We start from the raw sequence: 14,040 nt of genomic DNA, 5'->3' as shown, positions 1-14,040 counted from the left end.
GGCATATGGGACAAACAGGATGGATGCGGCGGGTGCAGTGGCACTGGCCCTGGGGGCTGGCCGCCGTCGCCGCGGTCTGCTGTCTGGCCACGATCCTCGTCTTCGCTCCCGGCTACCTGAGTCCCGACAGCCTCGACCAGCTGCGCCAGGCCGAGGGGAAGAAGCCCCTGACCGACTGGCATCCGCCCGTGCTGAGCCTGGTGTGGCGGGCGCTCATCGCGGTGACCGGCTCGATCGCGTCCCTGCTGGTCCTGCAGTGCCTCGTGTTCTGGGCGGCGCTGTGGGTGCTGGCCCGGTGCGTGTGGCGGCTCACCGCGAGCCGGAGCGGTTCCCTGGCGGTACTGGGCCTCGGACTGGTCCCGTTCGTGCTGACGTTCGCCGGCGTGGTGTGGAAGGACGTGCACGCGGCGTTCGCGCTGCTCGCCGCCTGCGCGGTCGCCTTCACCGGCCTGCTGCTGCGGGACCGCGACCCCCGCCCCGCCGTACGCTGGGGCCTGCTCGGGCTGGGCGTGCTGTTCCTCGCCTACGCCATGCTGGTACGCAAGAACGCGTTCCTCGCCGCGATCCCCGTCTTCGTCATGCTGGTCCTCGCGCTGTGGGGTTCCCCCGGACGCCGTACGTGGGTGACGTGCACGGCGGCCCTCGTCGCCGGGCTCGTCGTGCCCGCCGCCGCCGTCTCCCTGTTCGCCGCGCCGCTGCAGACCAAGCAGGGCGCGCAGATCATGCTCGACGACCTCGTCCACGTACTGTCCGTGGACGAACTGCGGTCGGCGGACGTGTCACCCGCCCTGCGGGCCCGGCTCGTGGCCTCCGCCCGGGAGTGCGAGCGCGTCGGTGCGCTCTCCGACGCCTACTGGGCCTGCTACCGGCGCCCGGCGGACGGGCTGCGCGGGGACTCGGACGAGATCACGTCCCTGTGGCTGCGTGAGATGAGCGGGCACGTGCCGAAGTACCTCCAGTACCGCCTGCTGCTCTTCACCACCCTGCTGTTCGAGACCGACTACCCGTACAAGGCCGGGGTCACCCGCAACGACCTGGGCGTCGAGGTGGCGCACCCCCGCCTGGAGGACATGCTCGGTACGTACGTCAAGGGCACGGCGCAGGACCTGCCGTGGCTGTTCCGCGGCTGGTTCTGGCTCGCCGTCGCGCTGGTGCTCACCCTGCGTCCCGGCAAGGGCGCGTTCGCGATGCCCGTCCGGGCGCTGGGCATCAGCTCGGGGGCCTACATCCTCGGCTATCTGCCGATCATGCCCGCGACGGACTACCGCTACGTCTACTGGCCGGCGATCGCCTGCTCGCTCGGCCTGCTCCTGCTGTGGCTCGGCCGGGGCACCCCTCCCCCGCCGCCGAGGACCCCCGGCGCCACGACCGGCCGCACCCTCGTGGAGCATCAGCCGGCGGACGCCGGGGGCCAGTGACACCTCAGTCCAGCACCGGCAGCAGCTGGGGCAGATGCCCGTCCGACGCCTCCGCCGCCCCCTGACGCTCCTGCGGGACCTCCCCGTAGAGGGTGGTGCGGGCCTTGGCGGGACGCCCGGCCGCCTCCGCCACCGCGATCAGGTCCTTCACCGACTTGTACGAGCCGTACGACGAGCCCGCCATGCGGGAGATCGTCTCCTCCATGAGTGTCCCGCCGAGGTCGTTCGCGCCCGAGCGGAGCATCTCGGCCGCCCCTTCCGTGCCCAGCTTCACCCAGCTGGTCTGGATGTTGGGGATGTACGGGTGCAGCAGCAGCCGGGCCATGGCCGTGACCGCGCGGTTGTCCCGCATGGTCGGGCCAGGGCGGGCGATCCCCGCCAGGTAGACCGGGGCGTTGGTGTGCACGAACGGCAGCGTCACGAACTCGGTGAAACCGCCCGTGCGCTGTTGGATGCCGGCCAGGGTGCGCAGGTGCCCGAGCCAGTGCCGGGGCTGGTCGACATGGCCGTACATCATCGTCGAGGACGAGCGGATGCCCAGTTCGTGGGCGGTCGTGACGACGTCGATCCAGTCGGCCGCGGGCAGCTTGCCCTTGGTGAGGATCCAGCGGACCTCGTCGTCGAGGATCTCGGCGGCGGTGCCCGGGATGGTGTCCAGGCCCGCCTCCTTGGCCGCGGCGAGCCACTCGCGGATCGACATGCCCGTGCGGGTCGCGCCGTTGACGACCTCCATCGGCGAGAAGGCGTGCACGTGCATGCCCGGGACGCGTTCCTTCACGGCCCGCGCGATGTCGAAGTACGCCGTGCCGGGCAGGTCCGGGTGGATGCCGCCCTGCATGCAGACCTCCACCGCGCCCACGTCCCAGGCCTGCTGGGCCCGGTCGGCGACCTGGTCCAGGGAGAGGGTGTAGGCGTCGGCGTCCGTGCGGCGCTGGGCGAAGGCACAGAAGCGGCAGCCGGTGTAGCAGACGTTGGTGAAGTTGATGTTGCGGGTGACGATGTAGGTGACGTCGTCACCCACGGCCGACTTCCGCACGTCGTCCGCGACCCGGGCGAGGGCGTCCAGCGCCGGGCCGTCCGCGTGCAGCAGGGCCAGGGCCTCGTCGTCGGTCAGCTTGGTGGGGTCGTCGGCCGCCGTGCGCAGGGCCTCGCGTACGTCGGTGTCGATGCGCTCGGGTGCCATGCCCGGGGCGGCGGCCTCGCGCAGGGCGTCCCAGTCGCCGTACACCTCGTCGAAGTCGTCCCGGCGATCGGACGTACGGCCCTCGGAGTCGATCGAGGCGTGCAGGTCGGTGCGGCCGGACGCCGTGAAGACCTCCTCCGGCTCCTGCCACGGCAAGCCCTGCGGGAGGGCGTCGGGCCGGGCGAGGCCGGTCTCCGGGTCGGCGAGGGCCGCCACGTGCGGGCGCAGCCGCGGGTCCAGCCAGGGCTCGCCGCGCCGCACGAACTCCGGGTACACGCACAGCCGTTCGCGCAGCTCGAACCCGGCCGCCCGGGACTTCTCCGCGAGCTGCTCGATCTGCGGCCAGGGGCGCTCGGGGTTGACGTGGTCGATGGTGAGCGGGGAGACGCCGCCCCAGTCGTCGATGCCGGCGGCGATCAGCCGCTCGTACTCGTCGTCGACGAGGTTGGGCGGGGCCTGGATGTTGCCGCTCGGGCCCATGAGGAGCCGGGCGACGGCCACCGTGGCGACCAGTTCGTCGAGTTCCGCGTCGGGCATGCCGCGCATGGCCGTGTCCGGCTTGGCGCGGAAGTTCTGGATGATCAGTTCCTGGATGCCGTGATAGGCCCGCGACACCTTCCGCAGCGCGAACAGCGACTCGGCGCGCTCCTCGTAGGTCTCACCGATGCCTATGAGGACACCCGAGGTGAAGGGGACGGAGGACCGCCCGGCGTCCTCCAGCACGCGCAGACGCACGGCGGGCTCCTTGTCGGGGGAGCCGTGGTGGGGGCCGCCCGGCTCCGACCAGAGGCGGGTCGCGGTGGTCTCCAGCATCATGCCCATGCTGGGCGCGACCGGCTTCAGCCGCTGGAAGTCGGTCCAGCTCATCACGCCCGGGTTGAGGTGGGGCAGCAGGCCGGTCTCCTCCAGGATGCGGATGGAGATGGCGCGGACGTAGGCGAGGGTGTCGTCGTAGCCGTGCGCGTCGAGCCACTCGCGCGCCTCCGGCCAGCGGTCCTCGGGCTTGTCGCCGAGGGTGATGAGGGCTTCCTTGCAGCCGAGGGCCGCGCCCTTGCGGGCGATGTCCAGCACCTCGTCCGGGGACATGAACATCCCGTGGCCCTCGCGGCGCAGCTTGCCCGGGACGGTGACGAAGGTGCAGTAGTGGCACTTGTCCCGGCACAGCCGCGTCAGCGGGATGAAGACGCTCTTCGAGTACGTGATGACGCCCGGCCGCCCGGCCGCCGCCAGGCCCGCGTCCCGCACCCGGGCGGCGGAGGCCGACAGGTCCTCCAGCCGCTCACCCCGGGCCTGGAGCAGCACCGCCGCCTCGGCGACGTCGAGCGAGACGCCGTCCCTGGCCCGTTTCAGGGCGCGACGCATGGAGTTGTCGGTGGGGCCGGTTCCGGGGGTCGCGGGAGTCGTCATCCCTCGAGCATACGAGTGCGTTGATCAGCCGAGGCAGTGGCTCCCGAGCCACCGGACGCGTTTCAGCTCGGGGGTTCGGGTTCGTCGGCGGGCGCGGATGGTGGGTGGTTCCTCGCGCAGTTCCCCGCGCCCCTGAACGGCCTACGGCCCGTTCAGGGGCGCGGGGAACTGCGCGAACGGCCACGACGGACCCGCTCGCGGCCGCGGCCCCTCCCGGCAGACGAGAGGCCGGCTACACCACGAACGCCCCGTATTGGTCCAGCACCTTCAGCACCTCCGCCTCCCCCGCCGGGGGCAGCTGCACCACGATCTCCTCGATGCCCAGGCCGGCGAAGTGGTCGAGCTTGCCCGGGGTGGGGTGGACGGCGTAGGGGACGACCTGGAGGGCGTCCGGGTCGCGGCCCGCCTCCGCCCAGGCCGTCCGCAGCAAGGGCAGCGCCTCGGACAGGCCCCGGCCGCCGATCGGCAGCCAGCCGTCGGCGTACTCGCTGATGTGGGCGAACAGCCTGGGCCCGGCGGCCCCGCCGACGAGCGTGCGCGGGCCGGTGACCGGGCCGCGCGGCTTCTGCACGGGCTTGGGGTACGCGTGACTGGCCCGGACGCTCCCGAACTCCCCCTCGTACGCGGTCGGCTCCTGCGACCACAGGGCCCGCATCAGCGCCATCCGGTCCCGGACCAGCTCGCGCCGGGTGCTCCAGCGCACGCCGTGGTCGGCGGCCTCCTCGACGTTCCAGCCGAGTCCGACCCCGAGGGTGAACCGGCCGCCGGAGAGGTGGTCGAGGGTCGCGACCTGTTTGGCCAGGGTGATCGGATCGTGCTGGGCGACGAGCGTGATGCCCGTGCCGAGCCCGAGCCGCCCGGTGACGGCGGCGGCCTGGCCGAGCGCCACGAACGGGTCCAGGGTCCGGCCGTACTCGGGTGGCAGCTCACCGCCCGCCGGGTACGGGGTGGTCCGCTCGACGGGGATGTGGGTGTGCTCGGGCAGATACAGCCCGGCGAAACCGCGCTCCTCCAGCTCCCGGGCGAGCCGGGTCGGGGTGATCGTCTCGTCGGTGAGGAAGATCGTCACGGCGATGCGCATGACGTATCTCTACCGGACGGCGACCCCCCTGTCGATACCGACCGGTCGGACTTTCGGATGTCCGGAACGCGGGCGGATGGCCGGCCTCGGACGACCGGAACGCGCGCCCGATGGCCGGCCTCCGATGACCGGAACGCGCGCCGGGTGGCCGGCAGCCGGTGCTCCCACCGCTGCTTCCTGATGGTCGCCGTCCGATTTCCCTCCCTTGCGGGCCTGTTCACCGCTGACTACAAGGGTGCACACGCACCACCCCGCACCACTTCGCACCACCCGTGCCACGTCACCGACGACACCTGGGGAGCAGCAGCATGTGCGAGGACAGCCACGGCGGGTTCGGCCGGCGCGCTCTGTTCATGACGGGAGCGGCGGCCGCGCTTACTTTGGGAAGCGTGAGCTTCGCGTCAGCGGCCGACGGGGGCCGGGAGAGCAGAACCGTGCGCGGCACGCTGCCGCCCGGCTCCCCGGACTTCGTGTACGTGCCCGTCGAGGTCCCGGCCGGGGTCCGGGAGCTGAAGGTCTCCTACACCTACGACCGGCCGGCCGTCCCGGCCGGCACCCCGGGCAACGCCCTCGACATCGGCGTCTTCGACGAGCGCGGCACCGAGCTGGGCGGCCGGGGCTTCCGCGGCTGGTCGGGCGGGGCGCGCACCGAGTTCTTCCTCCGCGCGGACGACGCGACGCCGGGCTACGTCCCGGGCCCGGTGCGCGAGGGCACCTGGCACATCGCGCTCGGCCCGTACACGGTCGCCCCGCAGGGCCTGTCGTACGAGGTCACGGTCACGCTGACGTACGGGGAGCCCGGCGAGGCGACCGAGCCGGTCTATCCGCCGGAGCGGGCGAAGGGCCGGGGCCGGGCCTGGTACCGGGGCGACTGCCATCTGCACTCCTGGCACTCCGACGGCCGTCGCACCCCCGCCGAGATCGGGGAGCTGGCCCGCGCGGCCGGGCTGGACTTCATCAACTCCTCCGAGCACAACACCCACTCCTCCCACGCCCACTGGGCCGACGTGGCCGGGGACGACCTGCTGGTCATGCTGGGCGAGGAGATCACCACCCGCAACGGGCACGTCGTCGCGCTCGGTACCGACCCGGGCACCTTCGTCGACTGGCGCTACCGGGCCCGCGACAACCGCTTCGGCCGGTTCGCCCGGCAGATCCGCCGCGCCGGCGGCCTGGTCGTCCCGGCCCACCCGCACGCCACGTGCGTCGGCTGCAACTGGAAGTTCGGCTTCGCCGAGGCGGACGCCGTCGAGGTGTGGAACGGCCCCTACACGCCCGACGACGAGGTGGCGCTCGCCGACTGGGACAGCATGCTCGTGGCGTCCGTGCGGGACGGGCGCGGCTGGCTCCCGGCGATGGGCGGCAGCGACGCCCACCGCTCCCCGGACGCGGTGGGCAGCCCGCAGACGGTCGTCCTGGCCGACGACCTGACCCGGGAGGCGATCCAGGAGGGCATCCGGGCGGGACGGTCCTACGTCGCCGAGTCCGCGCGCGTCGCGCTGTCCTTCCGGGCGTCGGGCGGACGCGGCGAGCACGCGGGCATCGGCGAGCGGCTCTGCGTCGGCCGCGACACCCCGGTCACCGTCCGCCTGGAGGTCACCGGCGCACCGCGCTGCACGGTCCGCCTCGTCACCGACCAGGGCGTCCTGCACACCGGCGATCCGCTGCCGGTCTCCGGCTCGGGCGTGGTCGAGTGGCGCACCACACCGTCGTACGCGGCGTACGTACGGGCCGAACTCCGGCACGAGGCGGCCGCGGGACCGCTGCCCGGCGCCCTGGCGGCGTTCACCAACCCGATCTTCCTCGGGCGGGACCAGAGCCTGTCGTCCTGATCGCCGGGCCGGAGTGAGAGGCGCCGGATACAGCAAGTTAACCGCCGCGACGCGGGAGTGAGACCGACCCACCTCACCATCGCAATACCTGTCGATCGACAGGTATACCTCGACCATTCGGAGGTGCGGTGATGAGACGGTCCGAGCTCACCGCTGCGTCAAGCCCAGTCGGCGACATCACCACCAGTCCCGCTCCCGTCGGCTACCCGCAGGAACTGCGCCGCGGGGTGGGCGGCTTCGCGTCGTTCGCCGCGGGCTTCTCCTTCGTGTCCATCCTCACCACCGTCTTCCAGCTCTTCGGCCTCGGTTTCGGCCTCGGCGGAGCGGCGTTCTTCTGGACCTGGCCGCTGGTCTTCGCGGGGCAGCTGCTGGTGGCGCTCTGCTTCGCCGAACTCGCGGCACGGTGGCCCCTTTCCGGGGCGATCTACCAGTGGTCGAGCCGGCTGGCCGGCACGACGGTGGGCTGGTTCGCCGGCTGGATCATGATCATCGGGCAGATCCTCACCGTCGCCGCGGCCGCGATCGCCGCGCAGGCGGTGCTGCCGGGCATCTGGTCCGGGTTCCAGATCGTCGGCGGTCCGGGCGCCGACCCGTCGGTCCTCTCGCCGACCGGCGCGCACAACGCGGTCCTGCTGGGCTGCCTCCTGCTGGTGATCACCACAGTGGTGAACATCCTGGGCATCCGCCAGATGGCCGCGGCGACCAGTACGGGTGTCGCGGTGGAGATCGCCGGCGTGATCGCACTCGTACTCGTGCTCTTCTTCCTGCCCGAGCGGGGCCCGCAGGTCGTGGCCCACACCACCGGCTGGCCAGGCGGTGGCGGCTACTTCGGGGCGTTCCTCGCGTCCTCGCTGATGGCGGCGTACGTCATGGTCGGCTTCGACTCCGCGGGCGAGCTGGCGGAGGAGACCCACAGCCCGCGCCGCACCACCCCCCGCACGATCCTCCGTGCCCTGGTCACCTCCGGCGTCGGCGGCGCTCTGCTGATCGTGTCGGGACTGATGGCGGCGAGCAGCCTGACCGACGGGAAGCTGGCCGCCGGTGGCCTCAGCTGGGTGCTCACCGACCGGCTCGGAGCGGTGGTCGGCAGGCTGCTGCTGTGCTGCGTCGCGGTCGCGGTGTTCGCCTGCACGCTCGCCGTGCAGACGTCCGGCGCACGGATGATGTACTCCATGGCGCGCGAGGGTGCCCTGCCGGGCCACCGGTACCTCGCCAAGGTCTCGCCCCGCACCGGCACGCCGATCATCACGTCGATCGTGGTGGGCGTGGGCGCCGCCGTCGCGCTCCTGGTGAACATCCACCAGGCCGCGATCTTCACCGCCCTGTCCAGCCTGTGCATCGCCATGCTGTATCTCGCGTACCTGGGCGTGACCCTGCCGCTGCTGGTCGCCCGGATCCGGCAGCGGCGCACCGGCGGGCTGCCCGCCGGCGTCGACGAGACGGGCCGGCCGCTGTTCTCGCTGGGCCGCCGGGGCACGCTGATCACCGCGCTCGCCGTGCTCTACCAGGTCGGCATGACGGTCAACCTGCTGTGGCCGCGGCCGGAGATCTACGACCTCACCGGCGGCACCTGGTGGCTGCGGTGGAGCGCCCTGCTGTTCATCGGGCTCAGTCTCGCCGCCGGTGCCGCCTACTTCCTCGCCCGCCGGCTGCACCGCCGGATCGAGCTGAGGCACGTCTCCCACACCCACGTCGAGCCGCCGTCCGTCGAACCCGTCGCCGAACCCGCCTGACACTGCGGCGATCCACCCACGAAGGGACCACGGGACCCCCATGACCACCGCCGAAGAGTCGAGCACCACCGCGCCGCACGACCAGCACCCCGCCGAGCATCCCACCGGACACCCCGGCGGACGGGCCCCCGCCCGTGTTCGTGACCTCCACCTGACCGACAGCGTCCACAGCGCCCGGGAAGACGCACGGGCCCAGGGCGGGCAGGGCGGCGAGTGGATGCCGCACCTTCCGGCGTCCAGCAGTCCGTACCCGCCGCCGGGCGTGGATCCGGCCGCGCTGGTGTGGGCGGAGACGGTGGCACCCGGCGGCTACACCCACAAGGTCCTCGCCCGCGGCACCCGGCTGCGCTTCGACGACCCGACCGGCGACGCCTGCGCCCACCTGCTGCTCTTCAACGCCCTGGAACCCGTCGAGCGGCTCAACGTCGCCGACACCCAGAAGATCCCGTGGCGGGCCTACCTGGGTGAGAACCACCCGCTGCTGTCCGGCGACGGCCGTGTCCTGGCGGTCCTCACCGGTGACTCCTCGGGCCGGCACGACGCCTTCTGCGGCACCACCACCGACGCCTGGAACGAACGCAAGTACGGTGACGCCCGCCCTCACGGGCCGTCCCCGTCCGGCCGCGGACTCTTCGTCAAGGCGGCCGCCAAGCACGGTCTGAGCCGACGCGACCTGCCGCCGAGCGTCTCCTTCTTCCAGGGCGTCCACGTCGAGGCGGACGGCACGCTCGCCTGGCGGGGCAGCGCGGGAGCGGGCACCCACGTCGAACTCGTCGCGGAGATGCCCCTGCTGGCGCTGGTCGCCAACGTCGCCCATCCGCTGGACCCGCGCCCCGGCTATGTCGTCGGGCCCCTGCGGGTGCACGCCTGGCGGGGCCGCCCCACCGGCCCGGACGAGCCGCGGTTCACCGCCACGCCCGAACTGCACCGGGCGTACCTCAACACCGTCGACTACTGCGAAGCCCGGGGGCTGTGACATGGCGATCACTCACGCCGGCACCACCGTGACCACCCGCCCGACCGTCTCCGGCGGCACGCTCGCCTCCACCGTTCCGGTCGGCGCCGTGTATGCGGAGGGCTCCGTCCTCGACTGGGGAGCGAGCCTCGCCGAGGGCACCGTGATCCTGGACGACGAGGTCGCACCCAACGCGCCCTGGTCGGCCGTGGTCAGGAAGGGACACGTCCTGACCATCGTCGACGTCGGCGGCAACCAGTCCGCCGACTGCCTGCTCTACAACGCCGACGACCCGGAGGAGCGCTACAGCGTCCCCGACACGCTCGCCTGGCAGGGCAACGCCTACGTGCGCACCGGCACCGTGCTGCGCAGCAACGAGGGCCGGCCCCTGATGACCGTCGTCGGCAACGAGATCGACCGCCAGGACACCATCGGCGGCGCCTGCGGCAAGGAGTCCAACACCCTGCGCTACGGCCACCACGTGATGTTCCATCACGGCTGCCGGGAGAACTTCCTCGCCGAGGCGTCCCGCCGCGGCCTCGGGGCCCGGGACATCGTCTCCAACCTCAACTGGTTCATGAACGTGCCCGTCGAGGCGGACGGCGCGCTGGGCATCGTGGACGGTATGTCGGCGCCCGGCCGCCGGGTCGCGGTGCGCGCCGAGACGGACGTCCTGGTGATGGTGTCGAACTGCCCGCAGATGAACAACCCGTGCAACGACTTCAACCCGACCCCGCTGCGGATGATCGTCGTCGAGCCGGACCACGCCGCCGGTCCGTCGGGCCCCGCCGCGCACACCCCGCCGTCGGCCGGCACCACCGGAGGCACCGCGTGACGCGCCCCACCGCCGTCCTCGTCGCCAACCGCGGCGAGATAGCCCGCCGTGTCATCCGCACCGCCCGCAGGATGGGACTGGAGACCGTCGCCGTCTTCTCCGACGCCGACCGGGCCGCCCCGCACGTGCGCGAGGCAGACCACGCGGTCCGCCTCGGTCCGGCCCCCGCCCGCGACTCGTACCTGCGCGGCGACGCGATCATCGAAGCCGCACTCGCCCACGGCGCCGGCATCGTCCACCCGGGCTACGGCTTCCTCTCCGAGAACACCGCCTTCGCCCGTGCCGTCGAGGCGGCCGGCCTGCGCTTCGCGGGCCCTACCGCCGACCAGATCACCGCCTTCGGCGAGAAACACACCGCCCGGGCCCTGGCCAAGGCCGCCGGAGTCCCCCTCCTGGCCGGGACCGAACTGCTGGCAAGCGCCGAGGAGGCCGTCACCGCCGCCGAGTCGATCGGGCTGCCGGTGATGGTCAAGGCCACCGGCGGTGGCGGCGGCATCGGCATGCAGGCGTGCGCCACCGCCGACGAGGTCCGCGAGGCCTTCGCCCGGGTCGCGGCGCTCGCCGAGTCGAACTTCGCCTCGGCCGGCGTGTTCCTCGAACGCCTCGTCCGACCCGCCCGCCACGTCGAGGTACAGGTCTTCGGCGACGGCACCGGCCGGATCGCCGTCATCGGCGACCGCGACTGCTCACTGCAGCGCCGCAACCAGAAGGTGATCGAGGAGGCCCCCGCCCCGGCCCTGCCCGACCACGTCCGCACCACCCTGCACGACTCCTCACGCCGGCTGCTCGCCTCGGTCGGCTACCGCGGCGCGGGGACCGTGGAGTTCGTCTACGACCCGGTGCGCGAGGAGGCCGCCTTCCTGGAGGTCAACACCCGCCTGCAGGTCGAGCACCCGGTCACCGAGGAGGCCTACGGCGTCGACCTCGTCGCCCTCATGCTCACCCTGGCCCGCGACGGCCGGGTCGACGACACGGTGTTCGAACGGGAGTGGACGCCCACCGGACACGCCGTGGAGGCCCGGGTCTACGCCGAGGACCCCGACAAGAACGCGCAGCCGTCCTCCGGCCTGATCACCCGGGCGGTCTTCCCCGGCCAGGGCACCGACGACATGCCGGGCGTCCGCGTCGACGGCTACGCCGAGACCGGCCTGGAGATCTCGCCGTACTACGACCCCCTGCTCGCCAAGGTGATCGCGAGCGGCGCCACCCGCGACACCGCGTTCGACGTGCTCGGCGACGCCCTGGCCGCCAGCCGCGTCGACGGCATCGTCACCAACGTGGGCCTGCTGCGCTCGCTGACCACACGGGACGAGGTGCGCCGGGCCGCACACCACACCACCACGCTCGCCACCACCGCCGACCCCGAGCCGCGCATGGACGTCCTGGCGCCGGGCCCGATGACCACCGTCCAGGACCTCCCGGGCAGGCTCGGCCACTGGCACGTCGGCGTGCCGCCGAGCGGACCCTTCGACCCGGTCTCCTTCGCCGAGGCCAACCTGGCCGTCGGCAACCCGGCCGAGGCACCCGCACTCGAAGTCACCGCGGGCGGGCTGACCCTGCGCTTCTCGGCCGCCACCGTCGTCGCCGTCACCGGCGCCCCCGTCCCGGTCACCGTCGACGGCACCGAAGCCGACCTGTGGCAGCCGCTGCCGGTCCCGGCCGGCGCCACCCTGGCCCTCGGCACCTCCGCGGGTCCCGGCCTGCGCAGCTATGTGGCCGTCCGGGGCGGCATCGACGTACCCGCCTACCTGGGCAGCGCCTCGACCTTCACCCTCGGCGGCTTCGGCGGGCACGGCGGCCGGGCGCTGCTCGCCGGAGACGTCCTGCGACCCGGACCCGCCGGGACCGCGGACGGCGGGCCGACCCCGGCCGGGCGCCGCCCCGCGATCACCTCGCACTGGCGGATCGGCGTCACCGAAGGGCCGCACGCGGCCCCGGAGTTCTTCACCCGCGAGGACATCGACACCCTCTACGCCACCGACTACACGGTGCACCACAACTCCGCCCGCACCGGCATCCGCCTCATCGGGCCCCGACCGCAGTGGGCCCGCCAGGACGGCGGCGAGGCCGGGCTGCACCCCTCGAACATCCACGACACCCCGTACGCGGTCGGCGCGCTGGACTTCACCGGCGACACGCCGATCGTCCTCGGACCCGACGGGCCGTCCCTCGGCGGATTCGTCTGCCCCGCGGTGGTCGCCAGCGGCGAGCTGTGGAAGCTCGGCCAGCTCCGCCCCGGCGACACCGTCCGGTTCGTGCCGGTCAGGGAGGCCGAGGCGGCCGCCCTCGACGCCCGTCGCGCCTCGCCCGCGCTGATCAGCAGCGGCGGAGACGGCGACGACGGCGTCCTGGGCCGCCTCGAGGCCACCCCTGACCGCCCCGGGGTCACCTATCGCCGGGACGGCGACGACAACGTCCTCGTCGAGTACGGCCCGATGGTGCTCGACCTCGGCCTGCGCATGCGGGTCCACGCCCTGCAGGAGACCCTCGCCCGCCACGCGCCCGACGGCATCATCGACATCACCCCCGGCATCCGCTCGCTCCAGATCCACACCGACGCCCGCCGGCTCAAGGCCCGCGACGTCACCGCCCTCCTGCGCGAACTGGAGGACGAGGTACCGCCGACCAACGAGCTGGTCGTGCCCTCCCGGACCGTGCGGCTGCCGCTCAGCTGGGACGACCCGGCGACCCGGCTGGCCATCGAGCGGTACATGGCCGGAGTGCGCGACGACGCCCCGTGGTGCCCGTGGAACATCGAGTTCATCCGCCGGGTCAACGGCCTGGACACCGCCGACGACGTCTACCGCACCGTCTTCGACGCCTCCTACCTGGTGCTCGGCCTCGGGGACGTCTATCTGGGCGCCCCCGTCGCCACCCCGCTCGACCCGCGGCATCGCCTGGTCACCACCAAGTACAACCCGGCCCGCACCTGGACCGCGGAGAACTCCGTCGGCATCGGCGGCGCCTACCTGTGCATCTACGGCATGGAGGGTCCCGGCGGCTACCAGTTCGTCGGCCGCACCGTGCAGATCTGGAACCGGTTCCGCAGAGGCGGCCTCTTCCAGGACTCCCCCTGGGCGCTGCGCTTCTTCGACCGCATCGAGTGGTACCCCGTCACGGCGGAGGAACTGCTCGAACTGCGTGCCGAGACCGACGCGGGGCGCGGCGACTTCGCCACCGAGGAGGGAACCTTCTCGATCGCCGAGTACAACGCCTTCCTGACCGCCGAGGCCGACTCGATCGCCGCCTTCCGGCAGCGGCAGAGCGCCGCCTTCGAGGCGGAGAAGGAACGCTGGCGGGCGGCCGGCGAGTTCGACCGCCACGACGAACCCCAACCCCCGGCCGCCGACCCCGCCGCCGTCACCGTCCCCGACGGCGCGGTCGCCCTCACCGCGCCGTTCACCGCGACGGTCTGGCAGACCGTCGCCGAGCCGGGCGCCGCGGTCGCCGCGGGCGACCCGATCCTCTGGCTGGAGGCGATGAAGATGGAGTCCAAGGTGAGCGCGCCCACCGCCGGAACACTGCTGGAGATCTACGTCAGACCCGGTGAACAGGTCGCCCCCGGCCAGATCCTCGCGGCGGTGCGGTCATGAACG

8 protein-coding genes are annotated in these 14,040 nt (G+C 73.0%); 6 read left to right on the top strand and 2 right to left on the bottom strand.

All coding sequences use genetic code 11. The annotated features are described in order from the left end of the window. The first annotated feature begins 5 nt into the window (after positions 1-5). Positions 6-1,418 carry a hypothetical protein gene (locus AB0B29_RS10270; RefSeq protein WP_362236567.1) on the top strand — a complete coding sequence of 471 codons (1,413 nt, stop codon included), beginning with the start codon at positions 6-8 and terminating at the stop codon, positions 1,416-1,418. 4 nt (positions 1,419-1,422) lie between these two features. On the opposite strand, the gene AB0B29_RS10265 is transcribed toward AB0B29_RS10270, so the two are convergent. Further along, the gene (locus AB0B29_RS10265) at positions 1,423-4,008 is read right to left on the bottom strand and encodes a bifunctional FO biosynthesis protein CofGH (protein WP_362236564.1); all 2,586 of its coding nucleotides are present in this window, start codon (positions 4,006-4,008) and stop codon (positions 1,423-1,425) included. 232 nt (positions 4,009-4,240) lie between these two features. Beyond that, a complete protein-coding gene (locus AB0B29_RS10260) occupies positions 4,241-5,089 on the bottom strand; it encodes an LLM class F420-dependent oxidoreductase (protein ID WP_362236561.1) in 849 nt (282 codons plus the stop codon). A 308-nt stretch (positions 5,090-5,397) separates the two neighbouring features. On the opposite strand from AB0B29_RS10260, the gene AB0B29_RS10255 reads away from it, so the two are divergent. The 5 genes from AB0B29_RS10255 to uca all read left to right on the top strand — a co-directional run bounded on the left by AB0B29_RS10255 (position 5,398) and on the right by uca (position 14,037). Beyond that, a complete protein-coding gene (locus AB0B29_RS10255; protein WP_362236558.1) occupies positions 5,398-6,921 on the top strand; it encodes a CehA/McbA family metallohydrolase in 1,524 nt (507 codons plus the stop codon). 131 nt (positions 6,922-7,052) lie between these two features. Then, a complete protein-coding gene (locus AB0B29_RS10250) occupies positions 7,053-8,654 on the top strand; it encodes an amino acid permease (RefSeq protein WP_362236556.1) in 1,602 nt (533 codons plus the stop codon). Positions 8,655-8,694: 40 nt separating this feature from the next. After that, positions 8,695-9,630 (top strand): urea amidolyase associated protein UAAP1, encoded by a 936-nt coding sequence (locus AB0B29_RS10245; protein WP_362236553.1) that lies wholly within the window; start codon positions 8,695-8,697, stop codon positions 9,628-9,630. A 1-nt stretch (position 9,631) separates the two neighbouring features. Beyond that, positions 9,632-10,444: an urea amidolyase associated protein UAAP2 gene (locus tag AB0B29_RS10240; RefSeq protein WP_362236550.1), complete on the top strand. Its 813-nt coding sequence runs from the start codon at positions 9,632-9,634 to the stop codon at positions 10,442-10,444. Next, positions 10,441-14,037, top strand: a complete 3,597-nt coding sequence (uca, locus tag AB0B29_RS10235) for an urea carboxylase (RefSeq protein ID WP_362236548.1) — start codon at positions 10,441-10,443, stop codon at positions 14,035-14,037. The genes AB0B29_RS10240 and uca overlap by 4 nt, the downstream gene beginning before the upstream one ends. Positions 14,038-14,040 lie beyond the last annotated feature (3 nt).

Origin of the sequence: Streptomyces tibetensis, assembly GCF_040647715.1 — a bacterium.
GTDB lineage: Bacteria > Actinomycetota > Actinomycetes > Streptomycetales > Streptomycetaceae > Streptomyces > Streptomyces tibetensis_A.
This window is presented reverse-complemented; position numbering and strand designations above follow the sequence as displayed.

Coding starts and splice junctions, on each gene's coding strand:
- AB0B29_RS10260 (WP_362236561.1), bottom strand. CDS start 5,089: ATGCGCATCGCCGTGACGATCTTCCTCACCGACGAGACGATCACCCCG.
- AB0B29_RS10270 (WP_362236567.1), top strand. CDS start 6: ATGGGACAAACAGGATGGATGCGGCGGGTGCAGTGGCACTGGCCCTGG.
- AB0B29_RS10250 (WP_362236556.1), top strand. CDS start 7,053: ATGAGACGGTCCGAGCTCACCGCTGCGTCAAGCCCAGTCGGCGACATC.
- AB0B29_RS10240 (WP_362236550.1), top strand. CDS start 9,632: ATGGCGATCACTCACGCCGGCACCACCGTGACCACCCGCCCGACCGTC.
- AB0B29_RS10265 (WP_362236564.1), bottom strand. CDS start 4,008: ATGACGACTCCCGCGACCCCCGGAACCGGCCCCACCGACAACTCCATG.
- AB0B29_RS10255 (WP_362236558.1), top strand. CDS start 5,398: ATGTGCGAGGACAGCCACGGCGGGTTCGGCCGGCGCGCTCTGTTCATG.
- AB0B29_RS10245 (WP_362236553.1), top strand. CDS start 8,695: ATGACCACCGCCGAAGAGTCGAGCACCACCGCGCCGCACGACCAGCAC.